This window comes from Rhizobiales bacterium NRL2, assembly GCA_001664005.1.
GTDB lineage: Bacteria > Pseudomonadota > Alphaproteobacteria > Minwuiales > Minwuiaceae > Minwuia.
On sequence record CP016093.1, the window covers coordinates 3,494,409 to 3,518,185 of the forward strand.

Consider the following 23,777-nt stretch of genomic DNA (forward strand, 5'->3'; position numbering starts at 1 on the left):
GATCTGACAACTCGTGCGTCCTGCGCCGGAGGTCAAGCCGGACCGCGGCGAACAGCCAGGAAAAAAAGGGCGGATGCCAAGGGTTCGGAGGGAGGGATGGCATCCGCCCAGTTCCGGAACGGATTCGATCGCGTTCCGGCAGGGGACCGGTGATCGGGAACAGGCTACATGGCGCCGACGGCCATCGCCGGCCGGTAGCCGATGAACTGGCCGGTGGGATCCTGGACCATGGTCTGGGCGGCGCGCGGGGTCATGACCCGCTCCTTCGCCGAGGCCGTGCCCACGGTGTCGTCGCAGGCCGAAGCGACGCCGAGGCCAGCGAACATGACGCCGGCGATCAGCCACAGACCCAGATGTTCAGCAACGATGCGCTTCATTCTACCCTCGCTCGCGGGCCTTCGGGCCCGCTGGTTAATCCGTCGATAACCGCGATATGGGTGGGCGAAATAGCAAATCAATATATATCGAAATGATATAATGACACAATTTTGTGAGCAGGCCGTCAGCCCGCTCTGAGGCGCCTGAACAGATCAGCCGCGGCCTGTCCGGAGGACGTGGGCGTGATTGGCGTCGTAAAGCGCGGAATCCCTGAAGCCGTGGGCTGCGAGCGCCGGCCCGACCAGGATCAGCGCCGTGCGCGTGATCTTGGCCGCCCGCACCTTGGCGCGGATGTCCGCCAGGGTGCCGTGGATGAACTGCTGGTCCGGCCAGCCCACGCGATAGGCGACGACGACGGGGCAGTCGGCGCCGTAATGCGGCGTCAATCGCGCTTCGACCTCGCGCAGATTGCGCACGGATAAATGGATGGCCAGCGTCGCGCCGGTGCGGCCGATGGTGTCCAGATCCTCCCCGGGCGGCATCGCCGAGGCCTTCATCGACGTCCGGGTCAGCACCACCGTCTGGGCGATCTCCGGCACCGTCAGTTCCTTGCCGATGGCGGCGGCGGCGGCGGCAAAGGCCGGCACGCCCGGGATCACCTGCCAATCGATGCCGAGTGCGTCGAGGCGGCGAATCTGCTCGGCGATGGCGCCGTAGAGCGACGGATCGCCGGAATGCACGCGGGCGACGTCCTCCCCCCTTTCGTCGGCCGCCTGCAGCTCGGCGACGATCTGATCCAGTGTCATGGGCGCGGTATCCATCACCGCTGCCCCCTCGGGCGCGGCTTCGACGACCGCACGCGGCACCAGCGAACCGGCATAGAGGCAGACCGGGCAGGACCGGATGAGCCGCAGGCCCTTGACGGTGATGAGTTCCGGATCCCCGGGACCGGCGCCGATGAAGTAGACGGTCATGCGCTTTCCTCCTTGGCGGCATAGCCGCGCGGTGTGTAGACGCGCGTCCGGCCGGCGGCGCGATAGGTCCGGCTGGCCGTGGAGCCGACAAGCACGACGGTCAGCATGTCGACCTCGTCGACGCTCAGCGCCCCCAGCGTGGTGACGCGGACGGCTTCCGCCGGGCGGCCCAGGTCGGTCGCCAGAACGACCGGTGTCTCCGGCGGGCGGCGGGTCAGCAGGATCTCGCGCGCCTCGGCGAGCTGATGGCGGCGACGGCGCGAGACGGGATTGTAGAAGGCGACGACGAAGTCCCCGGCGGCGGCGGCCTCGACGCGGGCGCGGATCGTCGCCCAGGGCGTCAGCAGGTCCGACAGGGAGACGGTGCAGAAGTCATGGCCCAGCGGCGCCCCGATCCGGGCGGCCGCGGCCTGCAGCGCGGAGATGCCCGGGCTGACATGCACGGCGACCCGGCGGGCGGCGTCGGAGACCTTCCCCTCGGCCACCAGTTCCTCCACCAGCGCCGCCATGGCGTAGATGCCGGCGTCGCCAGACGAGACCAGCGCCACCCGCCGGCCCTTCCCCGCCTGTTCCAGGGCCCAGGCGCAGCGCGCCGTCTCCTCGCCCAGCGGGAAGGCGGTCATGCGGGCGCGCGGCGCAATGTCGGCGATGAGGTCGAGATAGAGGCCGTAGCCGACGATTTCGTCGGCGGCGGCGATCAGGCGGACGGCCTCCGGTGTCCGCCAGGCCGGCGTGCCCGGCCCGATGCCGACGACGTCGAGCCGGCCCGGCGGGCGGCCGATCCGGTCAGCGTCCAGCGCCGCCGGCGCGCGGGCGACCGCGACCGTGGCGTTCGCCGATTTCCGCTTCTCGACCACCAGAATGCCCTCGGGTCCCGCGCCGGCCAGGGCCGCGGCCTCGGCGACGCCGTGACAGCCGACCTCGGCGAACACGACGTCGGAGGGGTTGGCAAGGCGCGGCGTCTCGGCCTCCAGCGTGGCCGCGTCGAAAAGCCGGAATGGCCGGTCGAGTTCGGCCGCCAGCGCCAGGATCGCCGCCTCGTCGGCCTTGATATCGATGGAGGCAATGCAGGCCGCCGCCCCCGAGGCGACCTCCGCGCCGGCCAGGGCCGACACCACCAGATCGCGCAGTTCCTCTGGCGGGCAGTCCCGGGCGCAGCCGACGCCGATCACATGCCGCTGCGGATGGTAGACCAGCGTCCGGTCGTCACCGGCCACCGGGGCGTGGGTTCCGATCAGCCGCACGGCATCGCCGGCGGGGATGGCGTCGGCTGGCCAGGGCAGCTCGCCCTCGACGGCCGCGCCGCCGCCGGCCACGAGCGCCGCCATCACGCTCTTCGCGTTTGCCGGATTGCCCAGCCGCCAGCCCGCAGGCGGCGCGTCCAGCGCCACGCCGAAGGCGGCCTCCCCCGCCGTGGTCAGTGCCGCGTGACCGCCGACCACCCCGGCGATCCGACGGGCCAGTTCGTTGGCGCCGCGGTGACCGCCAAGCAATGGGACGACGCTTGCCCCGTCGCCGGAGACGGCCAGCACGGGGGGCTCCGCGCGTTTGTCCGTGAGGTGCGGCCCGAGGGCGCGGATCAGGATGCCGGCGGCGCAGACTCCGATCACGGGCCGGCCGGCGAGAAAGAGCGCAGCGACGTGTTCGGCCACGCGCTCGAACCGGTGATCGGCCTCGGCAACGCGGCCTGCCAGCCCGTGGACCTCAGCCCCGAGCTGGGCCGCCAGCCGCCGGGCCAGCGCCGCGCCATTCTCATCCAGCACGATGATGGCAGGAGTCATTTCGGGCCGCTCCGATGCGCGATGATCAACGCGAAATAGGGCAGGGTCTCATCCGTCCACTCCGCCAGCGGGACGATCTTCTCGGCCGGCATCGACGCCTCCAGCACCGCCACCGCACCTTCAAGCATGCCGGTCTCGGCCAGCGCGCGGCGCACCTTGTCCAGGTGGCGGCCGGTCTTCAGGATCGCGGCGCAATCCGCCACCGCCAGCCGCGCGGCGAGCTCGGGTTCGGCCAGGGTGGCGGGGATCAGCGTCAGGACCTCGTTTCGACGCACCAGCGGCAGGCGCGCCGCGGCCGCTGCAGCGACTATCGAGGGCAGGCCCGGCACGATCTCCACCTCGCAGCGCCCGGCGAGACGATCCATGAACTGGATGAAGGAGCCGTAGAGCAGCGGGTCGCCCTCGCACAGCAGCGCCACGTCGGTCCCGCGCTCCAGAATGTCCGCGATCCGTTCCGCTGCCTTGTCGTAGACCGCGGCGGCCGCTTCGGGCTCGGGCCGCATGGGCAGCGCGAAGGCGATCTCCTCGACGTCAATGGGAACCGCCGGATCGGCCGTCATGCGGGCCCTGGAAGGGCGGCCCTCCGCATGGACGAAGGCCACCACCGCACACGCGGCGATGACATTATGCGCGCGGAAGGTCATCAGGTCCGGGTCGCCCGGGCCGACGCCGACACCGTAGAGCCGCCCCGTCACCGTTTCACCGCCGACCACTGCATGACCGGCATGGCCGGCCGCCAACCGGTCATGGTCCCGACCGGCGCGGCGCGCTCGACGGCGATGCGCACCAGCTCGCCGCCATGGTCCCGGAAGGCGCGCTGCAGTTCGGCCTGTCCTTCCAGCGTGACCGCGTTGGCCACGATCCGCCCGCCCGCCGCCAGCGCCTCCCGGCAGGCGGGGATCACTGCGGGGTCCGAGACCCCGCCGCCCACGAATATCGCGTCGGGCCGTGGCAGGCCCGCCAGCGCAGCAGGCGCGCGACCGTCAATCAGTTCGAGTTCGGGCACACCGAGCGCGATGGCGTTGTCCGCGGCCATGGCCCGACGGCCGGCGTCGGGCTCCAGCGCGACCGCTCTCGCCTCGGGCGCGGCGCGCATCCACTCGATGGCGACCGAGCCGCAGCCGGCGCCCACGTCCCAGAGCAACGCATTCCGATGCGGCGCGAGCTTCGCGAGCGTGATCGCGCGGACCTCCCGCTTGGTCATCTTGCCGTCGTGACGGAACAGATCGTCGGCGAGGCCCGGCGTGCGCGGCACGGGCGCAAGGCCCTGATCGGCCACGCATTCGACCGCCATGGTGTTGAGGTCCGGGATGGCCGGTCCCCATTCGGCGGCGAGCGCCTCGTTGCGGCTCTCCCTCGGCCCGCCGACATGGCCGAACACAGTCATGCGGCTCCGGCCGTAACCCGCCTCTGCCAGCATCTTCGCGACCTGCGGCGGCGTCTCCGCATCGCCCGAAAGCGCGATGATCCTGAGCCCCGGAGCGGGCCAGGCGCGGAAACGGTCGGCAGGGCGGCCATGCAGGCTGATGCACTCGACGTCCGGCAGCGACCAGCCCATGCGCGCGGCGATCAGGCTGAAGGCCGACGGCGACGGCGCGATCACCATCTCCTCGATCGGCACATGCCGCAGCAGCTTGGCGGCAACGCCGAAGTTGAGCGGATCGCCTGTCGCCAGCACGGCCACACGGCGGCCGCGGAACTCGCCGATGCGTTCGGCCAGATGCTTCAGCGGGCGGGTCCAGGTCAGACGTTCCCGGCCATCCTCGGGAAACATGGCCAGATGCCGTTCGCCGCCGATCAGCACCTCGGCATCATCGACCAGGCGCCGCGACGACGGTGGCAACGCGGCCGTGCCTTCCTCGGTGACGCCGACGACGGAGAGCCAGGGCGCGGTCATGGCCGCGCCGCCAGGATGGCGAGCGCGTTGACGGCCGCCGAGGCCATGGCGCTGCCGCCGCGCCTGCCGTGCAGCATCAGGAACGGGGCACCGCGCGGGTCACGCGCCAGTTCGGCCTTCGATTCGGCCGCGCCGACGAAGCCGACCGGAAAGCCCAGGATCGCGGCCGGCCGCGGCCAGCCCTCGTCCAGCAGTTCCAGCAGGTGGAACAGCGCCGTCGGCGCGTTGCCGATGGCCACCACCGCGCCCTCGATCCGGGGCCGCCACAGCTCAACCGCCGCAGCCGAGCGGGTATTGGCGATTTCCTTCGCCCGCGCAGGGGTTTCGGGCGCGGCGATCGTCGTCAGCACCTCGTTCTCCGCCGGCAGAAGGCGGCGGATGACACCGGCGCGGACCATCTCGCAATCGCAGAGCACCGGCGCACCGCGGCGGAGCGCTGCCGTGGCGCGCTCCACCAGGTCATCAGAGCCCTCTATATCGGGCACGATCTCGACCATGCCGCAGGCGTGGATCAGACGCACCGCGACCGGCCGGAGCGCCGCCGGCAGCCCGGAGAGATCGGCCTCGGCCTCCACGGTGGCGAAGGAACGGTCGTAGATCGCCTGCGGGTCCCGCTCGTAGTCGAGCGCCACGATGCTCACCCCGTCTTCTTCATGCTGCGCGGCCCCAGCGGGTGATCGGCATGGGGATAGGGGTGATGATGGCCGTGGTCATGCGAATGGCCGTGATCGTGGTCGTGATCATGGGCGTGTTCGTGATGGTGGTGATGTCCGCCGCCGTCGCCGGAACCGATCCCCTCGACATGGTGGTGGTGGCTTTCCTGCGGCAGGCCGACCTCCGCCTCGAAACCCAGCACCTGCGCGCGGTACTTGCACATCTGACAGTTCATGAGGTTGGCGCCGTCGACGATCTCGTGGACCCTGTCGACGAAGGTGTCGATCACCTTCGGATGGTCGTTGAGATAGCCCGCCTTGACGAACTCGATGCCGGGATGGCGCGCCGCGACCTGGTCGGTGTAGCCGTAGATCCGCTCCACCAGGATGCCGGTGAACAGGAAGTACGGGAAGACGACGATTCGGCGATAGCCGAGCTTCACCGCGTGCTCCAGGGCCGGTTCGACCAGCGGGAAGGTAACGCCCGAATAGGCGACCTCGCACCAGCCGAAGCCCATGCCTTCCCAGAGCATCCGGGCCATCTTGGCGACGTTGGAGTTGGCGTCCGGATCGGAGGCGCCGCGGCCGACCACGACCAGCAGCGTCTCCTCGCGCGGGACATCGCCGCCCGCCGCAGCCAGCGCTTCGGCCACGCGGTCGCCGGCGGCCTGCAGCATCTTCAGATCGACCGCCAGTTCCCGCCCATAGGCGATCTCCAACCCGTTCTGCGCGGCGTAGGTGTTCAGGACAGACGGGATATCGTTCTTGGCGTGGCCGGCCGCGAACAGCATGCCGGGCACCGCCAGCACCCTTTCGACGCCGCGTTCGCGCAAGGCGTCCAGACCGTCGCGGATCACCGGGGTGGCGAACTCCAGATAGCCATAGTCCACGGGCGTGTCGGGAAACCGCTCCCGCAGGCGGTGGGACAGCTGGGCGAACTCGTCGACGGCGCGCTGATCGCGGCTGCCATGGCCGCAGATCATGATCCCGGTCTTGTCCGGCAGAGTGCTGGTCATAACGATCGTCCCCTTCCCGCGGTTCACGGACGCCACGGGCGGGGACCGGCCCGCTTCACGGGCCGGCTGACAGCTGGACGGTTCCGGACTTGGCCCCCTGATTGGGTCGACCGCACCGGAGTCGTTTCCAGCCCCTGCCGGGGCGCCATCCGAGCGCCCCTCATAACGGAGCCGGCCCCGTGCTGGCAAACGCAATCCGGGCGGCGGCGGCGATTGTCGAAGATATCGCATTGACCGGAACCGGCCGCGCGCGCTTCAAGACAGCCATGGGCAGGCGGGAACATGGCGGGGACCTTGCGGCGGCGATGGCGCGCTTCGGCGGCGGCCGGGCCGACTGGCTCGATCTCTCGACCGGCATCAATCCGAATCCCTGGCCGATGCCCGAAATCCCGCAGCGCTTTCTCACGGCCCTGCCCGAACGGGCCGACGTCGAGACGCTTGTCGCGGCGGCGCGCACGGCCTATGGCGTCCACTCCGGCAACCGCATCGTCCCGGCAGGCGGCGCACAGGCCCTGATCCAGATCATGCCGGCTCTGGCGGAAGGCCGCGATGCGCGCGTTCTCGCGCCGACCTACAACGAGCATGCCGGCCGCTTCGCCGACAGCGGCCGGGCGCCGCGGGACGTCGCGGACGTGGCGGATCTGGAGGGCGCAGACGCCGCCGTGCTGGTCAATCCCAACAACCCCGACGGCCGACGGACGAAACCGGCGCGGCTGCTGGATCTGGCCGGCCAGGTCGGCTTCCTGGTGGTCGACGAATCCTTCTGCGACGTCACGCCGGCGCTGTCTCTCTGTCCGGAGAAATTGCCGGAGAACGTCATCGTGCTCCGTTCCTTCGGCAAGTTCTTCGGCCTCGCCGGGCTCAGGCTCGGCTTCGCCGTGGCGGCCGAAGACGCAGCCGAGCGGCTTGCGCGCACGCTGGGGCCCTGGGCGGTATCCGGGCCGGCGCTGTTCGCGGGCGCCGCCGCCCTGGCCGACACCGCCTGGATCGAAGCAACCCGGCGTGATCTCGCGGCGGCAATGGCGCGGTTCCGGAACCTGCTGGAGGACGCGGGTTTCGAGATCGTCGGCGGCACTGACCTGTTCGTCACCGCAAGGTCCGGCGACACCGGCGGCTGGCTGACCCGCTTCGCCGCGCATCACGTCCACGTCCGCCCCTTCGGCTACGCGCCCGACTGGCTCCGTTTCGGCCTCCCGCCCGACGAAGCCGGCTGGCGCCAGATCGAGACGGCTCTCACGTCATGAGCGATCCCGGCCATATCCTGCTGCTGCTCGCCATCGCGCTGGCCCTGGACGCCGCGCTGGGCGAACCGGAATGGCTGTGGTCGCGGATCATGCACCCCATCGTCGCCGTCGGGCGGGTCATCGGCTGGCTCGACTGGCGGTTGAACCGCCCGTCGGATGCACCGCGCCAGCAGAAGATCGCCGGGATCATGGCGACGGCGCTGATCGTCGCCGGCAGCGTCATGCTGGGTCTGGCTCTCGAAACCCTGCCACTCGCGGACATCATCGCCGCCGTCTCCGCCGCGATCCTCATGTCCCATCGCTCGCTCATGAACCATGTCGGCGACGTCGCGCGTGGCCTTGACCGGGGGCTGGACGAGGGACGCGCCGCAGTCGGCCGCATTGTCGGGCGCAGCCCCCAGAGCCTGGATGAAGCCGGCGTGGCGCGCGCCGCGGTCGAGAGCGGCGCGGAGAACTTTTCCGACGGCGTCATCGCGCCCGCCTTCTGGTTCATTGTCGGCGGCCTGCCCGGCCTGATCGCCTACAAGGCCGTGAACACCGCCGACAGCATGATCGGCCACCGCAATACCAAATACCGCGATTTCGGCTGGGCCGCGGCGCGGCTGGACGACGCCATGAACTTCATTCCCGCGCGGCTGACGGCGGCGCTGTTCGCGCTGGCCGACCTCAAACTGCGGGGATTGAAGGCCGCCATCCGCGACGCGCGCGGACACCGCTCCCCCAACGCCGGCTGGCCGGAGGCGGCGGCGGCGAGAATACTGGGCCTCGCCCTGGCCGGGCCGCGCACCTATGCGGGGCAGTTCATCGACGATCCGTGGATGAACCCGGAGGGCCGTCAGGAAGCCACGCCCCGGGACATCCGGGAAAGCCTCGACCTCTACTGGCGCGCCTGGGCGATCCTGCTGGCGTTCGCGATCCTGGGGGCGTTGATCCTGTAGCTACGCAAGTGATCCAGAGAGCAGACTCCTGCCGGTGTATGTCATCCCCGGCTTGCCCGGGGATCGAGAGAAGGCGTACCGGAGACTTCCACATGCCCGATCCCCGCGCGCTGGCGGGGAAGACACATGAAAGGTGCGCTCCCCGTTCGGGATGACGGCGGTCGGCCGACAGAGACCTACAATCCCTTCGGAGCCTCGACGCCGCTCTTCGACAGCTGCTCGACCAGCAGCGCCTTGAGGCGGCCCAGGCCGTCCTCGCTGGACGCCTCGCAGCGGGCGACAAGGACCGGTTGGGTATTGGAGGCGCGGATCAGCCACCAGCCGTCGTCGGTTATCACCCGCGCGCCGTCGACATCGGAGAACTTGATCCCGCCCTGCCGCAGGCGGCCGACGATCTCCTCGACCACGGTGAACTTGCGCACGTCATCGCAGTCGAAGCGGAGTTCCGGCGTGTTCACGGTGGCCGGCATGGCGCGGCGCAGGTCGGCCAGCGTCGTCTGCTGCTTCGCCAGCACGGCGAGGAACCGCACGCCCGCATAGAGCGCATCGTCGAAGCCATACCAGCGGTCGGCGAAGAAGATGTGCCCAGACATCTCGCCGGCCAGCGGGCTCTTCAGTTCAGCCATCTTCGCCTTGATGAGCGAATGGCCGGTCCGGTACATCAGCGGCTTGCCGCCGGCCTCGGCGATGCCGTCGAACAGCACCTGGCTGGCCTTCACGTCGGCGATGATGGTCGCGCCCGGCCGCTCGGCCAACACGTCACGCGCCAGCAGCAGCAGGATCTGGTCGCCCCACAGCACCTCGCCCTCATTGTCGATCACGCCGACGCGGTCGCCGTCGCCGTCGAAGGCAATGCCGAGATCCGCGCCGACGCCGCGCACGGTCGAGCGAAGCTGTGTCAGGTTCTCAGGCACTGTCGGGTCGGGGTGGTGGTTCGGAAAGGTGCCGTCGACCTCGCCATAGAGGACCACGTGGCGGCCCGGCAGACGGCGCACGATCTCGTCGATCACCGCGCCGGCGGCCCCGTTGCCACAGTCCCAGACGACCGAAAGCTGGCGTTCGCCAACGAAGGCGGCCACGACTTCCTCGACATAGGCGGCCGAGACGTCGCGCGGGCCGACCGCACCGGCGCCTGTTTCCCAGTCGGCAGCCGCCGCCAGTTCGCCCAGCTTCTGGATGTCGTCGCCGAAGAAGGGCTTGCCGGCCATCATCATCTTGAAGCCGTTCATGTCCGGCGGGTTGTGCGAACCGGTGACCATCACCCCGGCGTCCGCCGGCAGGTGAAAGGGCGCGAAGTAGAGCATCGGCGTCGGGCCCAGTCCGATGTCCGTGACATCGCAGCCGGTGGAGGCCAGCCCTTCGATCAGCGCCGCGGCAAGGGCCGGCGAACTGATCCGCCCGTCGCGGCCAACGGCGACATGGCTGCCCCCGCCGCGCCGCACCAGGGTGCCGAAGGAGCGGCCCAGCGCCCGGGCGTCCGCCTCGGTCAGGCTTTCGCCCCAGGTTCCGCGGACATCGTACTCGCGAAGGGTCGTGGGATTGAAACGGTGTCCCGCGGCCATGGCTCAGTCCTCCGCCCGGACTTCGGATCGGCCGATGCTGACATAGCGGAAACCCGCCGCGCGCATCTCGTCCAGGGTGTAGATATTGCGCAGGTCGACCATCACCGGACGCTTCAGCAGTTTCTTCACCCTGTCGAGGTCGAGCGCGCGGAAAATATTCCACTCGGTCAGGATGGCGACCGCGTCGGCGCCCTCCATCGCGTCATAGGCGTCCTCGCACCACGTGACGCCGTCCAGCAGCTTCGCCGCCTCGTCCATGCCTTCCGGATCGTAGGCCCGGATCATGGCCCCAGCCCGCTGCAGCGCCGGAACGATGTCCAGGCTGGGGCTCTCGCGCATGTCGTCGGTATTGGGCTTGAAGGTCACCCCCAGGACCGCGACGGTCCGACCCGCGAGGTCGCCGTCCAGCGCCCGGGCGATCTTGTCGGCCATCGCCTTCTTGCGGCTCTCGTTGACGTCGTTGACGGCGTCGACGATGCGCAGCGGCGCGCCATGGTTCTCGGCTGTGGCCGCCAGCGCGCGGATGTCCTTCGGAAAGCAGGAGCCGCCGAAGCCCGGACCGGGGTGCAGGAACAGGTTGCCGATCCGCTTGTCGAGCCCGATGCCCCGGGCGACCGCCTGGACGTCGGCGCCGACCTTCTCGCAGAGGTCGGCCATCTCGTTGATGAAGGTGATCTTCGTCGCCAGGAAGCAATTGGCGGCGTACTTGATCAGTTCCGACGATTCCAGGGTCGTGAAGACGATGGGCGTCTCGTTGAGAAACAGTGGACGGTAGAGTTCGCGCATGACCTGCCGCGCATGCTCGCTGTCGACGCCGCAGACGACGCGGTTGGGCCGCATGAAGTCCTCGATCGCCGCGCCCTCGCGCAGGAACTCCGGGTTGGAAACGACGTGGAATTCCACTGCCGGATTGGCCTCGGCCAGAATGCGTCTCACCGCCGCGCCGGTGCCGACGGGCACCGTCGACTTGGTCACCACCACCTTGCGGCCGCCGGATGCAGCGGCGATATCGCGGGCGGCCTGGTGGACATAGCTCAGATCCGCCTCTCCGCCCCCCCGGCGGCTGGGCGTGCCGACGGCGATGAAGACAGCCTCCGCAGGCCCCACGGCAGCGGCCAGATCGGTAGTGAAGGACAGCCGTCCCGCCTGCACGTTCTTCTCGACCAGTTGTTCGAGCCCCGGTTCGAAGATCGGGATATCGCCCTTCTCCAGCCGGCCGATCTTCGAAGGATCCACGTCGACGCAGATCACCTCGTGGCCGAACTCGGAGAAACAGGCGCCCGAGACCAGGCCGACATAGCCCGCGCCGATCATTGCGACTTTCATGTAATTTCAGTCCCGTCGATCTAGAGGGTGGCGGCCAGTTCGCCGAGATGGGCCTTCAGACCGTCGCCGATCTCCCGATGGGCCAGACCGAAGGCGATCGTGGCCTGCAGGAAACCCAGCTTGTCGCCGCAGTCGAAGCGCCGGCCCTCGAAGGCGATGGCGAAGAAGGGCTGACGGCCGATCAGGGCGGCCATGGAATCGGTAAGCTGGATCTCGTTGCCGGCCCCCGGCCCCTGACGCTCCAGCACCTCGAAGACCTCGGGCTGCAGGATGTAGCGTCCGATGATCGCACGGTTCGACGGCGCCTGATCCGGCTTCGGCTTCTCCACCAGCGCCGTCACCTCGATCAGGTTGCCGTGCTGGAAGCCCGGCGAAATGATGCCGTAGCGGTCCGTATGCGCCGCAGGCACGTCCATCGCCGCGATCATGTTGCCGCCCTGGCGCGCCTGGGCATCGACCATCTGTTTCAGACAGGGGGTCCGGGCCTGGATCAGGTCGTCGGCCAGAAGCACGGCAAACGGCTCGTCGCCGACCAGATTGCGCGCGCACCACACCGCATGACCCAGGCCGAGCGGCTCCTGCTGGCGGGTATAGGCGATGGTGCCGGCCCTGGGCATCATGGAGGTCGCGATCTCCAGCATGTCCTGCTTGCCGCGCTCCTCCAGCATCGACTGCAGTTCGAAGCTGTGATCGAAATGATCCTCGATCGCCGTCTTGCCGCGGCCGGTGACGAAGATGAACTCCTCGATCCCGGCGGCGATCGCCTCCTCGACGGCGTACTGGATCAGCGGCTTGTCGACGACGGGCAGCATCTCCTTGGGCAGGGCCTTGGTCGCCGGCAGGAACCGCGTGCCCATGCCGCCGACCGGAAATACGGCCTTTCTCACTCTTCTGCCCATGTCACCGCTTCCGTCTTTTCCAACTTGTTATCGCGGGTTTTCTGCCACGCGGCGGCGGGCGCGACAAGCGCGCGCCTTACCGCTCCAGCAGCGCGTCCTTGGCCTCGTTCAGCTTGGCGGCGTACCACGCCGAGCCGCCCTGATCGGGATGGTACTTCTTCATCAGGCGCCGATAGGCCTCGCGCACGTCGTCATCCGAGGCGTCGTCGGGCAGTTCCAGGATCTCCAGCGCCTCGTGAACCGGCATGGCACCGGCCCGGCGCGCGCCGGCTTCCCGGCGCTCGCCGCCCGACGACCGGGCTTCTTCTCCACCGCCGGCTTCGCCGGGATGGGCGCGGGCCATATAGGCCTCGACCAGCCGGGCCGAATCGTCGTCCTCCATCCGGCAGGTCCGCAACAGATCGTCGAGTTCCCCGAATCCGAGCTCTGACAGCCGCCGGCCTTCGAATGGTCCCTCGCGCACCAGGCCGTCCATCTCGCCGGTGCTGTGGTCCAGCGTCATGTCGAGAAACCGCGTGCGCACGTCCGATGCGCCCTGGCCGGACGCGGAACCGCTGCCGAGACCCGGAATGCCGAGGCCCGGCATCCCCTGCCAGCCCAGACCCCGCGCCAGCAGCATCAGGCCGAACAGCCCCACCGGACCGCCCACGACGAACAGGCCGCGCAGCGTCAGCAACAGGCCGACGGCGCCCAGCACCACACCGCCGCCCAGGCGGATCGCCTGGGCGATGGTCTTCGGGTCTGCCTTCAACAGCGCCTTGCCCGCCAGCGCCGCGGCCAGCAGCACGCAGAATCCCAATACAAGCCAACTCACCTGCGACCCTCCGCGAACGGCTTCGCCTGTCGGCCCAAGACTGACAAGTCTTCCATCTCCCGTATATAGGATGCGGCAAACGGGATTGGGAGTTGAGGTTGACGGGGAGCCCGGAGGACCTGACGGCGCTGAAGAAGCGCCTGCGCGCGGATCTGCTGCGCCGCCGGGCGCACCGCGGCGGCAAGGGGCGCGCGCGGGCGGCGCTGAACCGCTGCCTGGCCCTCCGTGCCAGCTGGGCCGGCGTCCGCGTCGGCGTCTATCTCGGCTTCGGCCACGAACTGGATCCCCTGCCGCTGGTGCGGGCGCTGGTCCGCCGCGGCGCGGTGGTCGGCCTGCCGGTCGTTGTGCGCAACCGCCATCCACTTGTCTTTCGCCGCTATTTGCCCAATGTGCTGATGCAGCAATCGGGGTTCGGCATCTCCGAGCCCGGCGTCCGGGCCCGGCCGATCCGGCCGGATCTGGTGCTGGCGCCCCTGGTGGGGGTCGACCGGACCGGCACGCGGCTGGGCTATGGCGGCGGCTTCTACGACCGCACGTTCGAGCGGTGGCGGCGGCGCGGCCATCACCCCGAGATCATCGGGCTGGCCTTCGAAGCCCAGTTCGTGCCAAGGCTGCCGGCCGGCCGCCATGACGTCAGACTGCACGGCCTTATCACAGAGGCCGCATTCAGGAGATTCACGTGAAGGTCCTTTATCTGGGAGATCTCGTCGGACGCCAGGGACGCGACGCGGCGGTCGCGCGGATCCCCGAACTCCGTAAACGGCTCGCACTCGATTTCGTGGTCGTCAACGGGGAGAACGCCGCCGGCGGCTTCGGCATCACGCCGCCGATCTGCGACGAGCTGTTCGCCGCCGGAACCGACGTGATCGTCACCGGCAACCACGTCTGGGACAACCGCGACATCCTTCCCCATTTCCAGCGCGAGAACCGTCTGCTGCGGCCGGCGAACTTTCCCGAAGGCGCCCCGGGCCGCGGCGTCGGCGTCTATGACGCGCCCGGCGGGCGGCGCGTCGCCGTCGTCCAGGTGATGGGCCGGGTGTTCATGGACCCGCTCGACTGCCCCTTCCGCGCCGCCGACAAGGCCATCGAGGCCCATCCGCTGGGCCGCGCCGTCAGCTTCACACTGGTCGACATCCACGCCGAGGCGACCAGCGAGAAGATGGCCATGGGCCACCACATGGACGGCCGCGCTTCGCTGGTGGCAGGCACCCACAGCCACGTGCCGACCGCGGATCACCAGATCCTGCCGGGCGGCACCGCCTACATGACCGATGTCGGCATGTGCGGCGACTACAATTCCGTGATCGGCATGGACAAGCAGGAGCCGCTCCGCCGCTTCATGCAGAAGACGCCCGGCGGCCGCTTCTCCCCCGCAGGCGGCGAGGCGACGGTCTGCGGCGTCTATGTCGAGAGCGACGACCGTACGGGCCTCGCCCGCCGTGTTGAACCGCTCCGCATCGGCGGCCGTCTGGCCGAGGTCGTACCCGCCATCGCGTAGGCGCCACAGCCCGACATGTTAAATGGTCCGTTAACCTGACCGGACGTAATCTCCGGACGGCGGCAGCTCCCGTCGGGCTGGTGGAACGGGCAATGAAGGCGAACAACGTCCACTACGAAATTCTCGGACAGCGCGGCACCACCTGGACCATCCTGGCGGTCGCGGACGACCAGGACGAGGCGATCGCGAAGGCCAAGGAGGTCCGGGCCTCCTATCGCGCCGTCAAGGTCATGCGGGAGCGTTTCGACAAGGCGAGCAACACCTACCGCGCCGGCCAGATATTCTTCTCGGGCGCCCAGGCCAAACCGTCGAAGTACAATTCCGAGGAAGTGCCCAGCGTCTGCTGGAAGGTCGAGGACTTCTATTCCTACGAAGGCCGCCGCGCGATCAACCGCCTGCTCCGCACCGAACTGGTCGAATGGGGCATCACGGCGACCGAACTGATCCACTCCCTCGACCACGTCGAGAAGCTGCAGGACAACGGCACGTCGCTGCAGCGCGCGGTCCAGCAGACCGCCATCGCCCAGATCCGCGAAACCGGCCAGGGCGTGCAGGAGCGGATCAAGCAGATCTACGAACTGATCGACAAGGGCGTGAAGATCCTGCGGCGCGAGGCGCCCGCCTTCCCCGAGATCGGGCCCGACGGCCTGGACGGCGTGATCGAGCGCGTCCGGGATCAGGAAAGTCGCTCGTTCATGCTGCACGCCGCCCTGGTCCGCCATCTGACCAGCGCGACGACCTATGCCGAGAAGATGACCCGGCTGCTGGGCATGCTGCGCACCGACCACCCCGCCTGGGTTCACGAGGTCGCGGACAGCTTCGTCGCCGAACTGCTGTCGCTCGGCCGGGTGATCCACCTGCTGGTCGGGGAACGGAAGAACCTGAAGGAAGAACTCGCCGCCGCGGCGTCCCTGGTCATCGGCAGGGCCGATCCGGAGGACACGCTCTACACCGCCGAGGCGCGCATGGTGAGCCGGCTGATCGCCGCCGGCAAGCTGCCCAACACGCAGCAGTCGCTGACCCGCTACCTGATCGAGAACCTGAAGGGCAAGAAACGGCTGGTCGACGGGGATGTGGCCCAGGAAAGCACGGCCGTGCGGGAACTGGTCGGCACGCTGAAGAAGCCCGACGGCAGCTGGATCGGCGAAGTGCCGATGATGGAAGCCGCGGGACAGCGCTGCGCCCGCTGGCTGCATCCGGAAGCGGTCTCGGAATATCTTGCGCCGGTGGATACGCCGGACGGCAAGGCGGACCTGCTGCTGCAGCTGGAAGGCAACATCGTCGGCAACGCCAACCGCCGCAAGCTGGCCGAGTTCCTGGTGCCCATCATCATCTCGCCCCAGGGCGAGCTGTTCCTCACCCGCGAGGGCGGCTCGGTGACCGAGCGGCTCGTCAGGCTGCGCGCGTTGCAGGTACAGGTGCTGCACAGCACCCTGCAGGACATGCACCGCCGCAAGCTCGCCGAAAAGCTGGACGACTACGCCTGCAAGGTGATCCGCAATGCCAAGCTGATCGAGCGCGTGACGTCGGGCGACGGCCCGATCGTGGAGAAGTGCTTCCGCCTGCTCCGGATGCTGGTGGAGAACTACTTCACCCTGGGCAAGGCGACGGTCCTCGTGCGCGACGCCATCCGCCGCTGCCTCGCCACGCCCGATTTCGTGAGCGACTTTCTCGCCTCGACCCCGTCGAAGCAGGAAAAGCTGGTCAAGCTCGAGGCGCTGCAGAAACTGTTGCGGCAGGCCGGCATCGACGACATGGAGCCGGGCGGGCCAGCGCCGCCCCCGGAAACCGAGAACGACGGCGAAGCCGGGGAACCGGACGCCGAGAGCGCCGCCGCCGGCGGCTGAGGCACATGGCCGGTCAGGTCCGGCCGGCTTCCTTCGCCACCCTTTCGGCGACCAGACGCGCCGCGGCGAGATCCTCCAGCGCCGCGCCCACCGACTTGAACAGGGTGATCTGTTCCGCCCCCTCCCGTCCCGGGTGACGGCCCCCGCACAGCTCAAAGAGGTCGGCGGCGATGTCATCGGCCTTGAAGACGCCGTCGGCGACGGGGCGGACGATGTCGCCGCCTTCCTTGGTGGCGCCGGGACGGGTGTCGACGAAGACGCTGGCACGCCGCAGCGCCTCGTCGTCGCTCTCCCGCATGTCCGGGCGGAAAGCGCCCACCAGGTCCAGGTGCGCGCCGGGCTTCAGCCATGCGCCCCGGATGATCGGCTCGGTCGACAGCGTCGCGCAGGAGATCAGGTCCGCGCTCCGCGCCGCCTGCTCCAGATTCTCAGCCGCCTCGGCCGCCACGCCTTCCCGCGAAAGTTCCTCCGCCAGTGCCGCCGCCTTGTCCCGGTTGCGGTTCCAGATGCGCACCCGCGCCAGCGAAGGCCGTGCCGCGCGGTGCGCGCGGATCAGCATGGGCGCCAGCGCGCCGGCGCCGACCATCAGCATCTCGGCGGCGTCCTGCCGCGCCAGAAAGCGCGCCGCCAGCGCCGAAGCGGCGGCGGTGCGCCAGACGGTCAGCCGCGTACCGTCAATGATCGCCTGCGGCCGGCCCGTGCCGGCATCCAGCAACAGGTATTGCGCCATCACTGCCGGCAGGCCGCGGTCATTGTTGCCGGGAAAGACAGTCGCCACCTTGACGCCCAGCGCATCGCCCGGACGCCAGGCCGGCATCAGCAACAGGGTGGCATTGGCCTCGCCCGGCACGGCGACGTCGTGATGATGGCGCACGGGCTGCTCGCAGCCGTCCCGGAACATCGCCTCCAGCGCGTCGGCGACCGCGGTCTCGTCCAGCACACGGTCCACCGCCGCCGCGTCGATGACCTCCATCAGGCCGCCTTCGGCTTCTGCAGCGCCGGCCGTTCCACCCGCTCGCCATCACCGCTCTGCCTGACCTCGCGCTCCAGGTCGTGGGCGCGGTGCTCGGCCTGGCGGGCGCGCCGCCGCACGCGGCCATCGCGCAGCCACATCGCCAGCGCGCCGATCAGAAGGCCGGCGAACATGGCAGCAAAGATCACGACGAACAGCGGCAGGTCGATGGCGTAGGGCACGGGCTCCAGGCGCAGCTCGACGGCCTGGCGGTTGGAAAGCCCGATGGAGACGCCGATCACCAGAACCGCGAGAAAAAGCAGAATTTTCAGAAACTTCAAGACGTTACGCTCCACTGTCCGGCCGGGAGGCTCAGTCGGTGTTCAGGCGTTCCCTGAGTTCCTTGCCGGTCTTGAAGAAGGGCACGTACTTCTCCTGCACCTCGACCGATTCGCCGGTGCGCGGATTGCGCCCGACGCGCGCCGGCCGCCGCTTGACAGAGAAGGCGCCAAAGCCACGCAGCTCCACCCGATCCCCGCGCGACAGCGCCGCGGTAATCTCGTCGAAGACGGTCGATACGACGCGTTCGAAATCCCGATGGCTGAGCTGCCTTTCCGGATCCTCGTCGACATGGCGACGCCGGTGACGTTCAGCAATGCGATTGATCAGTTCCGACTTGATCATGCGCGGCCCGATCCAGGTTGTTCAGCCCAATTCCGAAGCATGCCAAAGACCGCGCGAAACCGTCAAGCGACGGTCTCGCCGCGCATGCCCGGAAATTCCAGTCTGCCACTACTAGCCTTCTCCGAAGCCCGCAGCCACATTTTTCGCTTCCGGAACATGGATTGCCGGGGCGCCAGAACGATTCCAGCCGGTCCGGATTTGCTCTAGTCTCGCGCCATGAACGGCGACATGTCACGGGAACGGCGGCCCTCGATCCGGAACAGCCTGTCGTCGCGGCTGCTGATCCTGACCGTCATCTTCGTCATGCTGGCGGAAGTGATGATCTTCGTGCCCTCGGTGGCGCGCTATCGCGTCAGCTATCTGGAACAGATGCTGGCGGAGGCCAATCTGGCGGCGCTCTCGGTGCTGGCGGCCCCCGGCAACACGATCTCGCGGGATCTGGAACACCGCCTGTTGCGTGCGGTCGGCGTCAACGGCGTGGTCATGAAGCTGCCCCAGCGGCGCATGCTGCTGCTGGCCGAAGAAATGCCGCCGGCCGTGGACGCGACCTACGACCTGCGCGGGGCGGAACCGATGGAACTGATCGGCGACGCGCTCAGGACCATGATCATGGCCGACGGGCGGACGCTCAGGATCATCGGCGACGCCCGCAACGCCGAGGACGCCTATGTCGAGATCATCATGCCGGAGGCGTCGCTGCGTGCGGCGTTGCTGGACTATGGCTGGAACATCTTCAGCTTGAGCCTGTTCATCTCCATCGTCAGCGCCACGCTGCTGTTCCTGACGCTGCGCTGGATGCTTGTGCGGCCGATGCGCCGGCTGACGGCGAACATCCTGGCCTTCCGCCGCAATCCGGAAGCGGCGCATCTGCCCGAACTGCCGACCGGGCGCGGCGACGAGATCTCGCTGGCCGCGCACGAGCTGGCAGAGATGGAGCGCGACCTGCGCCAGGCCCTGGTGCAGAAGAACCACCTCGCCGCCCTGGGCGCCGCGGTCAGCAAGATCAGCCACGACCTGCGCAACATCCTGGCGACCTCGCAGGTGATTTCCGAACTGCTCTCCGATTCCCTCGACCCGACCGTCAAGCGCCTGGCGCCGCGGCTGATCCAGTCCCTGGACCGCGCCATCGAGCTCTGCCAGCGCTCGCTGAAATACGGCAGCGCCGACGAACCGCCGCCCCGGCCGGCCCGGTTCCGTCTGCGGAGCCTGGTCGCGGAGGTCGGCGACACGCTGACTCTGGACGCCAGCCAGTCGCCTGTGTGGAAGAACCTCGTGGCCGACGAGCTGGAGGTCCATGCCGACCGCGACCAGCTCTACCGGGTGCTGATGAACCTGGGCCGCAATGCCGCCGAAGCCGCCGGCGAGGAGGGGGAGGTCCGCGTCAGCGCCCATGAGCAGGACGGCCATGTCGCCATCCGCGTCTCCGACAACGGTTCCGGCGTGCCGGAAAAGGCCCGCGAGAACCTGTTCCGTCCCTTCGTCAGCTCGGCGCGGGAAGGCGGCACCGGCCTGGGCCTCACCATCGCCCGCGACCTGGTGCAGGCCCATGGCGGGACGCTGGAACTGGAAAGCACAGGCCCTTCGGGCACCTGCTTCCGGATATTGCTGCCGCTCTAGAGTTTACGAATTCTCAGCCTTTGAGGCGTTAGCTGTCGGCATGTCGAAGACGCTCGCCATCGCCATTATCGGATTCGCTCTCGCAGCCTGCGAGGCGAGACTGTTCGACGAGCCGCCGCCCATCACCGCGACGGACTACGTGGCCGATGTCTGCGAGGGCGCCGGAACCGACTCCCAGTCCTGCCGTGACGCGGGGCAGTTGCTGGCGCTGCGCTGCTTCCGGACCATCGGAACGGTGGACTGCTACCTGTCGGAGAACCCCTTCGGCACCAGCACTTCCGGGCGTTTCTTCGTCACGCCCGTCGACAGGCGTCAGCCGACACCCTCCCCCGGCTGATTCGCAATTGTCGGAATCGCGCCCGCGCCTCTAAGCTCCCTGCTCCGGTCAGGAGGGTGGATTAAGTCATGGACGGCGCGATTCTCGCAATCGCCCAGCAGAAGGGCGGCGCGGGCAAGACCACGCTCACGATTCAGCTCGGCGTGGCCCTCGCCACGCTTGGCCGCCGCGTCGCGCTGGTCGACATCGATCCACAGCAAAGTCTGACCGCCTGGCACGCATTGCGCGCCCGCCGCGACGACGTCGCCGCCATCGAGATGCGGCAGGTCTCCGGCTGGCGCACAGGCAGCGAAGTCGGACGGCTGCGCCGCGATTTCGACGTCGTGCTGATCGACAGCCCGCCGCATGGCGAAACCGACACCAAGTCGGCGGTCCGCGCCGCCGACCGCGTGCTGATGCCGATCCAGCCCAGCCCCATGGACTACTGGGCGGCGAAGAACACCGTCGACCTGGCCGAGCGGGAAAAGCGCGACTTCCTGCTGGTGCTCAACCGCGTGCCCGCCCGCAGCCGCCTTTCGGACCGGATCCGCGCCATGATCGCCGCAGACGGCCTGGCCGTCGCCGAGACCACGCTGGGCAACCGTCAGCCCTTCGCTTCGACGATCCTGGAGGGCCGCGGCGTCGCCGAGGCGCAGCCGAACAGCCAGGCGGCGCGGGAAATCGTTTCACTGGCGCGGGAGGTAGCGCATGTCTGAAGGTTCCAGGCCCCGGCCGATGGAGGGCCTGACCGTGGTCGACTTCACGGCCTTCGTCGCGGGCCCCTACGCCACGCGGCTGATGGCCGACATGGGCGCCAACGTGATCAAGGTGGAACCGCCCGAAGGCGAAACCCTGCGCGGCACGCCGCCCCAGGTGAACGGCATGAGCGGCTTCTTCTCCCAGCTCAATTGCGGCAAGAAGAGCGTGACGCTCAATCTGAAGTCGGCGCAAGGGCGCGAGCTGGCCGCCGACCTGGCGGCGAAAGCGGACGTGCTGATCGAGAACTTCCGTCCCGGCGTCATGCAGCGGCTGAATCTGGACTACGAGAGCCTGTCGGCGCGCAACCCGCGGCTGATCTACTGTTCGATCTCGGGCTACGGACAGACCGGCCCGGACGCGCAACGCCCGGCCTTTGCGCCGATCATCAACGCGGCCAGCGGCTACACCATGGCGGAGTTCCGCTATCAGCGCGCGACCGACAAGCCCGAAAGCTCCCGCACCCTGGCGGCCGACGTGCTCGGCGCGAATCACGCGCTGATCGCGATCACCACCGCGCTCTACCGCCGCGAGATCACGGGCGAGGGCGACCGTATCGACGTCGAGTTGCTCGCCGGGCTGATGAACATGATCCCGTTCGAACTGCAGGAGGCGCAGTTTCCGATCGAGAAGCTGAACATTCCGGTCTTCGACCCGATCAAGGCGCAGGACGGCTATTTCGTCGTCGCCCCGGTGACGGTAAAGAACTTCGCCGCCCTGGCGGAGGCCTGCGGCCATCCGGAATGGCTGACCGATCCGCGGTTTTCCACCACCGGCGAGCGCATGGCGCACTGGATGGAGCTGTTCGGCGAGGTCGAGAAATGGGCCGCCGGGAAGAGCGCCCAGGACGCGGCGCGAACCATCGAGGCGGCGGGCTGCCCGGCGCGGCGCTACCTGACGCCGAAGCAGGCCCTGGAAAATCCGCACATGCTGGAGCGCGGCAGCATCGTCGAGGTCAACGATCAGATGGGCCGCCACAAGGTGGTCAACACGCCCTTCCGCTTTGCCCGGGCCGAGGCCGGCGTCAGCGCCGGCGCGCCGAGCCTGGGGGCGCAGACCGACGGCGTGCTCGCCGAGGTCCTCGATCTGGACCCGGCAGAGATCGAAAGGCTGCGCGGCGACGGGGCGCTCGGATAGAGCGCCCCCGCCCGGCTACTCCAGCAGCTTGATGCGGACCGCGTCCATGCCGTGGCGACCGTTGGCGTTGACCATACGGAAACCGTCGAAGGGATCGCGGAACCCATTGTCGATCAGGTTGAACTTCTCGACGCCATCCACCCAGACCTGCATGCGCCCGTTCTCGGACCGCCGCCAGCGCACATCGTAGGGCTCGGGGCGGGTTGAATTGGCCACGGCGGCAGGGAACGTGAAGTCCGCCTGACGCAGCGTCGCGATAGAGCTGCCGACCCGGACCAGGCGCATCCAGCCCTCCTCAGAGAACTGGAGCCGGTAGCCGTTGCGGCCATCGCTGCCCTGATAGACGCCGATCTCCAGCAAGCCTTCGGCGCCGCTGAAGAGCCGCGTCTCCAGATCGAAGGCGTTGGAGATGTCGTGCGTCAGGAAGATCGAGGACGCGACGTTGACGGCGCGGCCGCCCTCGCGCCCCTCCCGGCCCCGGTTGTTGCCCAGCAGCCCCTCGAAGAGACGCTTTATGCCCTCCTCCGGCGTCGCGCTGCGCGAAACATCGACATGAGAAGCCAGTTGATTCTCCCGGGTCACGAACCATTCGCCCTGGGCGACGGTCCAGGCCGGATCGGCGGTGAAGTTTCCGTCCGAGAAGTCGTCGGCGATCTCGGGATAGGTCACGGCGCGGCCGTTACGGCCGGCCCCCTGCGCCAGGCGGTTGTCCGCCGCCTCGTGACGCTGCAGGGCCTCACGCAGATCCCGGAGGAAGCCCGGACTCGCCGCCCGGTCGCGCTCGGCCTGGCGAATCAGGTCATTCAGCTGTTCGACCAGGCGTTCCGTATGTTCTGGCGTCTCGTAGCCGCCGCGCCAGCGCTCATAGCGCCGGTCGTCGTCATTCTGGGCGAATGCGGGAAGACTGAGGCTGAGCACGGCCGCAGATACCGTGGCGATCATCAGGCGTTTCATGGGGCCACCCTCTCGTTGTTCTTGTTCTCAACGATATGGGGTAGCGTCCGGATACCGGCAATGGCGGCGGATACGTCGCGGTCAGGGCCGGGCCCGGCTCAGAGCCACTTCACCTCGAGAATTTCATAGGATTTTTCGCCGCGCGGGGTCTGGACGTCGACGACGTCGCCTTCGGACTTGCCGATCAGCGCCCGCGCAATGGGCGAGGTGATGGAGACCAGGCCGCTGTCGATGTCCGCCTCGTCCACACCCACGATCTGGTAGGTGCTTTCCTCGTCATTGTCGACATCGGCCAGCTTGACGGTGGCGCCGAAGCGCACGGTGTCCCCGGACATCTGCGAGGAATCGATCACCTCCGCCCGTCCGAGCGCGCTCTCCAGTTCCATGACGCGGCTCTCGATAAAGCCCTGCTTCTCCTTGGCGGCGTGATACTCGGCGTTTTCCGACAGGTCGCCGTGAGCGCGCGCCTCGGCGATCGCCTGGATCACCGCCGGGCGCTCGACGGACTTCAAATTCTTCAGTTCAGCCTCGAGTCTCCTGTGGCCCCGAAGCGTCATTGGCACGCGTTCCATAGCGCTCACCCCGTTTGTTTCC

The 23,777-nt window shown here is 68.8% G+C and carries 25 protein-coding genes; 9 read left to right on the plus strand and 16 right to left on the minus strand.

What is annotated here, in order from left to right; all coding sequences use genetic code 11:
- Window positions 1–164: 164 nt before the first annotated feature.
- From TEF_16235 to TEF_16265, 7 genes are all read right to left on the minus strand, one after another.
- Window positions 165–377 (minus strand): hypothetical protein, encoded by a 213-nt coding sequence (locus TEF_16235; GenBank protein ANK82164.1) that lies wholly within the window; start codon window positions 375–377, stop codon window positions 165–167.
- A gap of 153 nt (window positions 378–530) precedes the next feature.
- Window positions 531–1,292 carry a precorrin-4 C(11)-methyltransferase gene (locus TEF_16240; protein ID ANK82165.1) on the minus strand — a complete coding sequence of 254 codons (762 nt, stop codon included), beginning with the start codon at window positions 1,290–1,292 and terminating at the stop codon, window positions 531–533.
- Window positions 1,289–3,073, minus strand: a complete 1,785-nt coding sequence (locus tag TEF_16245; protein ID ANK82166.1) for a precorrin-3B C(17)-methyltransferase — start codon at window positions 3,071–3,073, stop codon at window positions 1,289–1,291. The genes TEF_16240 and TEF_16245 overlap by 4 nt, the downstream gene beginning before the upstream one ends.
- Complete coding sequence (locus TEF_16250) at window positions 3,070–3,768, minus strand: precorrin-2 C(20)-methyltransferase (GenBank protein ID ANK83550.1); 699 nt, start codon at window positions 3,766–3,768, stop codon at window positions 3,070–3,072. Before TEF_16250 ends, TEF_16245 begins: the two co-directional genes overlap by 4 nt.
- The gene (locus tag TEF_16255) at window positions 3,765–4,970 is read right to left on the minus strand and encodes a precorrin-6Y C5,15-methyltransferase (GenBank protein ID ANK82167.1); all 1,206 of its coding nucleotides are present in this window, start codon (window positions 4,968–4,970) and stop codon (window positions 3,765–3,767) included. The genes TEF_16250 and TEF_16255 overlap by 4 nt, the downstream gene beginning before the upstream one ends.
- Window positions 4,967–5,602: a precorrin-8X methylmutase gene (locus tag TEF_16260; GenBank protein ANK83551.1), complete on the minus strand. Its 636-nt coding sequence runs from the start codon at window positions 5,600–5,602 to the stop codon at window positions 4,967–4,969. The genes TEF_16255 and TEF_16260 overlap by 4 nt, the downstream gene beginning before the upstream one ends.
- 5 nt (window positions 5,603–5,607) lie before the next feature.
- The gene (locus TEF_16265; GenBank protein ANK82168.1) at window positions 5,608–6,639 is read right to left on the minus strand and encodes a sirohydrochlorin cobaltochelatase; all 1,032 of its coding nucleotides are present in this window, start codon (window positions 6,637–6,639) and stop codon (window positions 5,608–5,610) included.
- Between the two features lie 266 nt (window positions 6,640–6,905).
- On the opposite strand from TEF_16265, the gene TEF_16270 reads away from it, so the two are divergent.
- Both TEF_16270 and TEF_16275 read left to right on the plus strand, forming a co-directional pair.
- The gene (locus TEF_16270) at window positions 6,906–7,883 is read left to right on the plus strand and encodes a threonine-phosphate decarboxylase (GenBank protein ID ANK83552.1); all 978 of its coding nucleotides are present in this window, start codon (window positions 6,906–6,908) and stop codon (window positions 7,881–7,883) included.
- On the plus strand, window positions 7,880–8,821 hold the full coding sequence (locus TEF_16275) for a cobalamin biosynthesis protein CobD (GenBank protein ID ANK82169.1): 942 nt from the start codon (window positions 7,880–7,882) through the stop codon (window positions 8,819–8,821). The genes TEF_16270 and TEF_16275 overlap by 4 nt, the downstream gene beginning before the upstream one ends.
- Before the next feature lie 176 nt (window positions 8,822–8,997).
- Here TEF_16275 and TEF_16280 read toward each other — a convergent pair whose 3' ends face one another.
- From TEF_16280 to TEF_16295, 4 genes are all read right to left on the minus strand, one after another.
- Complete coding sequence (locus TEF_16280; GenBank protein ID ANK82170.1) at window positions 8,998–10,383, minus strand: phosphomannomutase; 1,386 nt, start codon at window positions 10,381–10,383, stop codon at window positions 8,998–9,000.
- Between the two features lie 3 nt (window positions 10,384–10,386).
- Entirely contained in the window at window positions 10,387–11,709 is a 1,323-nt protein-coding gene (locus tag TEF_16285) for a UDP-glucose 6-dehydrogenase (protein ID ANK82171.1), read from the minus strand.
- A 20-nt stretch (window positions 11,710–11,729) separates the two neighbouring features.
- Window positions 11,730–12,608 (minus strand): UTP--glucose-1-phosphate uridylyltransferase, encoded by an 879-nt coding sequence (locus TEF_16290; protein ID ANK82172.1) that lies wholly within the window; start codon window positions 12,606–12,608, stop codon window positions 11,730–11,732.
- 76 nt (window positions 12,609–12,684) lie between these two features.
- A complete protein-coding gene (locus TEF_16295) occupies window positions 12,685–13,422 on the minus strand; it encodes a hypothetical protein (GenBank protein ID ANK82173.1) in 738 nt (245 codons plus the stop codon).
- 98 nt (window positions 13,423–13,520) lie between these two features.
- Between TEF_16295 and TEF_16300 the strand changes: the two genes are divergently transcribed.
- From TEF_16300 to TEF_16310, 3 genes are all read left to right on the plus strand, one after another.
- Window positions 13,521–14,105: a 5-formyltetrahydrofolate cyclo-ligase gene (locus tag TEF_16300; GenBank protein ID ANK82174.1), complete on the plus strand. Its 585-nt coding sequence runs from the start codon at window positions 13,521–13,523 to the stop codon at window positions 14,103–14,105.
- The gene (locus tag TEF_16305) at window positions 14,102–14,920 is read left to right on the plus strand and encodes a metallophosphoesterase (GenBank protein ANK82175.1); all 819 of its coding nucleotides are present in this window, start codon (window positions 14,102–14,104) and stop codon (window positions 14,918–14,920) included. Before TEF_16300 ends, TEF_16305 begins: the two co-directional genes overlap by 4 nt.
- 92 nt (window positions 14,921–15,012) lie before the next feature.
- Complete coding sequence (locus TEF_16310; GenBank protein ID ANK82176.1) at window positions 15,013–16,767, plus strand: hypothetical protein; 1,755 nt, start codon at window positions 15,013–15,015, stop codon at window positions 16,765–16,767.
- Window positions 16,768–16,780: 13 nt separating this feature from the next.
- On the opposite strand, the gene TEF_16315 is transcribed toward TEF_16310, so the two are convergent.
- Genes TEF_16315 through TEF_16325 form a run of 3 tightly spaced genes read right to left on the minus strand, consistent with a single transcriptional unit; the run spans window position 16,781 to window position 18,403 of the window.
- Window positions 16,781–17,740, minus strand: coding sequence for an ornithine cyclodeaminase (locus TEF_16315; GenBank protein ID ANK82177.1), 960 nt, complete (start codon window positions 17,738–17,740; stop codon window positions 16,781–16,783).
- Window positions 17,740–18,060 (minus strand): hypothetical protein, encoded by a 321-nt coding sequence (locus TEF_16320; GenBank protein ID ANK82178.1) that lies wholly within the window; start codon window positions 18,058–18,060, stop codon window positions 17,740–17,742. Before TEF_16320 ends, TEF_16315 begins: the two co-directional genes overlap by 1 nt.
- 31 nt (window positions 18,061–18,091) lie before the next feature.
- Window positions 18,092–18,403 carry an integration host factor subunit beta gene (locus TEF_16325; protein ID ANK82179.1) on the minus strand — a complete coding sequence of 104 codons (312 nt, stop codon included), beginning with the start codon at window positions 18,401–18,403 and terminating at the stop codon, window positions 18,092–18,094.
- Window positions 18,404–18,631: 228 nt separating this feature from the next.
- Between TEF_16325 and TEF_16330 the strand changes: the two genes are divergently transcribed.
- The 4 genes from TEF_16330 (at window position 18,632) to TEF_16345 (ending at window position 22,229) form a co-directional block, all read left to right on the plus strand.
- On the plus strand, window positions 18,632–20,020 hold the full coding sequence (locus TEF_16330; protein ID ANK83553.1) for a hypothetical protein: 1,389 nt from the start codon (window positions 18,632–18,634) through the stop codon (window positions 20,018–20,020).
- Window positions 20,021–20,060: 40 nt separating this feature from the next.
- Window positions 20,061–20,357 (plus strand): hypothetical protein, encoded by a 297-nt coding sequence (locus TEF_16335; GenBank protein ID ANK82180.1) that lies wholly within the window; start codon window positions 20,061–20,063, stop codon window positions 20,355–20,357.
- A gap of 68 nt (window positions 20,358–20,425) precedes the next feature.
- Window positions 20,426–21,052, plus strand: coding sequence for a cobyrinic acid a,c-diamide synthase (locus TEF_16340; GenBank protein ID ANK82181.1), 627 nt, complete (start codon window positions 20,426–20,428; stop codon window positions 21,050–21,052).
- Window positions 21,045–22,229 carry a hypothetical protein gene (locus TEF_16345; GenBank protein ANK82182.1) on the plus strand — a complete coding sequence of 395 codons (1,185 nt, stop codon included), beginning with the start codon at window positions 21,045–21,047 and terminating at the stop codon, window positions 22,227–22,229. Before TEF_16340 ends, TEF_16345 begins: the two co-directional genes overlap by 8 nt.
- Before the next feature lie 15 nt (window positions 22,230–22,244).
- Here the strand turns inward: TEF_16345 and TEF_16350 are convergent, their stop codons facing one another.
- Both TEF_16350 and TEF_16355 read right to left on the minus strand, forming a co-directional pair.
- Window positions 22,245–23,183 carry a hypothetical protein gene (locus TEF_16350; GenBank protein ID ANK82183.1) on the minus strand — a complete coding sequence of 313 codons (939 nt, stop codon included), beginning with the start codon at window positions 23,181–23,183 and terminating at the stop codon, window positions 22,245–22,247.
- Between the two features lie 98 nt (window positions 23,184–23,281).
- A complete protein-coding gene (locus TEF_16355; GenBank protein ID ANK82184.1) occupies window positions 23,282–23,755 on the minus strand; it encodes a transcription elongation factor GreA in 474 nt (157 codons plus the stop codon).
- Window positions 23,756–23,777 lie beyond the last annotated feature (22 nt).

Bases quoted from the DNA above. Each gene is read 5' to 3' on its own strand.
- TEF_16235 (ANK82164.1), bottom strand. From the start codon at position 377: ATGAAGCGCATCGTTGCTGAACATCTGGGTCTGTGGCTGATCGCCGGC.
- TEF_16240 (ANK82165.1), bottom strand. From the start codon at position 1,292: ATGACCGTCTACTTCATCGGCGCCGGTCCCGGGGATCCGGAACTCATC.
- TEF_16245 (ANK82166.1), bottom strand. From the start codon at position 3,073: ATGACTCCTGCCATCATCGTGCTGGATGAGAATGGCGCGGCGCTGGCC.
- TEF_16255 (ANK82167.1), bottom strand. From the start codon at position 4,970: ATGACCGCGCCCTGGCTCTCCGTCGTCGGCGTCACCGAGGAAGGCACG.
- TEF_16265 (ANK82168.1), bottom strand. From the start codon at position 6,639: ATGACCAGCACTCTGCCGGACAAGACCGGGATCATGATCTGCGGCCAT.
- TEF_16270 (ANK83552.1), top strand. From the start codon at position 6,906: ATGGGCAGGCGGGAACATGGCGGGGACCTTGCGGCGGCGATGGCGCGC.
- TEF_16275 (ANK82169.1), top strand. From the start codon at position 7,880: ATGAGCGATCCCGGCCATATCCTGCTGCTGCTCGCCATCGCGCTGGCC.
- TEF_16280 (ANK82170.1), bottom strand. From the start codon at position 10,383: ATGGCCGCGGGACACCGTTTCAATCCCACGACCCTTCGCGAGTACGAT.
- TEF_16285 (ANK82171.1), bottom strand. From the start codon at position 11,709: ATGAAAGTCGCAATGATCGGCGCGGGCTATGTCGGCCTGGTCTCGGGC.
- TEF_16290 (ANK82172.1), bottom strand. From the start codon at position 12,608: ATGGGCAGAAGAGTGAGAAAGGCCGTATTTCCGGTCGGCGGCATGGGC.
- TEF_16310 (ANK82176.1), top strand. From the start codon at position 15,013: ATGAAGGCGAACAACGTCCACTACGAAATTCTCGGACAGCGCGGCACC.
- TEF_16315 (ANK82177.1), bottom strand. From the start codon at position 17,740: ATGGAGGTCATCGACGCGGCGGCGGTGGACCGTGTGCTGGACGAGACC.
- TEF_16325 (ANK82179.1), bottom strand. From the start codon at position 18,403: ATGATCAAGTCGGAACTGATCAATCGCATTGCTGAACGTCACCGGCGT.
- TEF_16330 (ANK83553.1), top strand. From the start codon at position 18,632: ATGTCACGGGAACGGCGGCCCTCGATCCGGAACAGCCTGTCGTCGCGG.
- TEF_16335 (ANK82180.1), top strand. From the start codon at position 20,061: ATGTCGAAGACGCTCGCCATCGCCATTATCGGATTCGCTCTCGCAGCC.
- TEF_16340 (ANK82181.1), top strand. From the start codon at position 20,426: ATGGACGGCGCGATTCTCGCAATCGCCCAGCAGAAGGGCGGCGCGGGC.
- TEF_16345 (ANK82182.1), top strand. From the start codon at position 21,045: ATGTCTGAAGGTTCCAGGCCCCGGCCGATGGAGGGCCTGACCGTGGTC.
- TEF_16350 (ANK82183.1), bottom strand. From the start codon at position 23,183: ATGAAACGCCTGATGATCGCCACGGTATCTGCGGCCGTGCTCAGCCTC.
- TEF_16355 (ANK82184.1), bottom strand. From the start codon at position 23,755: ATGGAACGCGTGCCAATGACGCTTCGGGGCCACAGGAGACTCGAGGCT.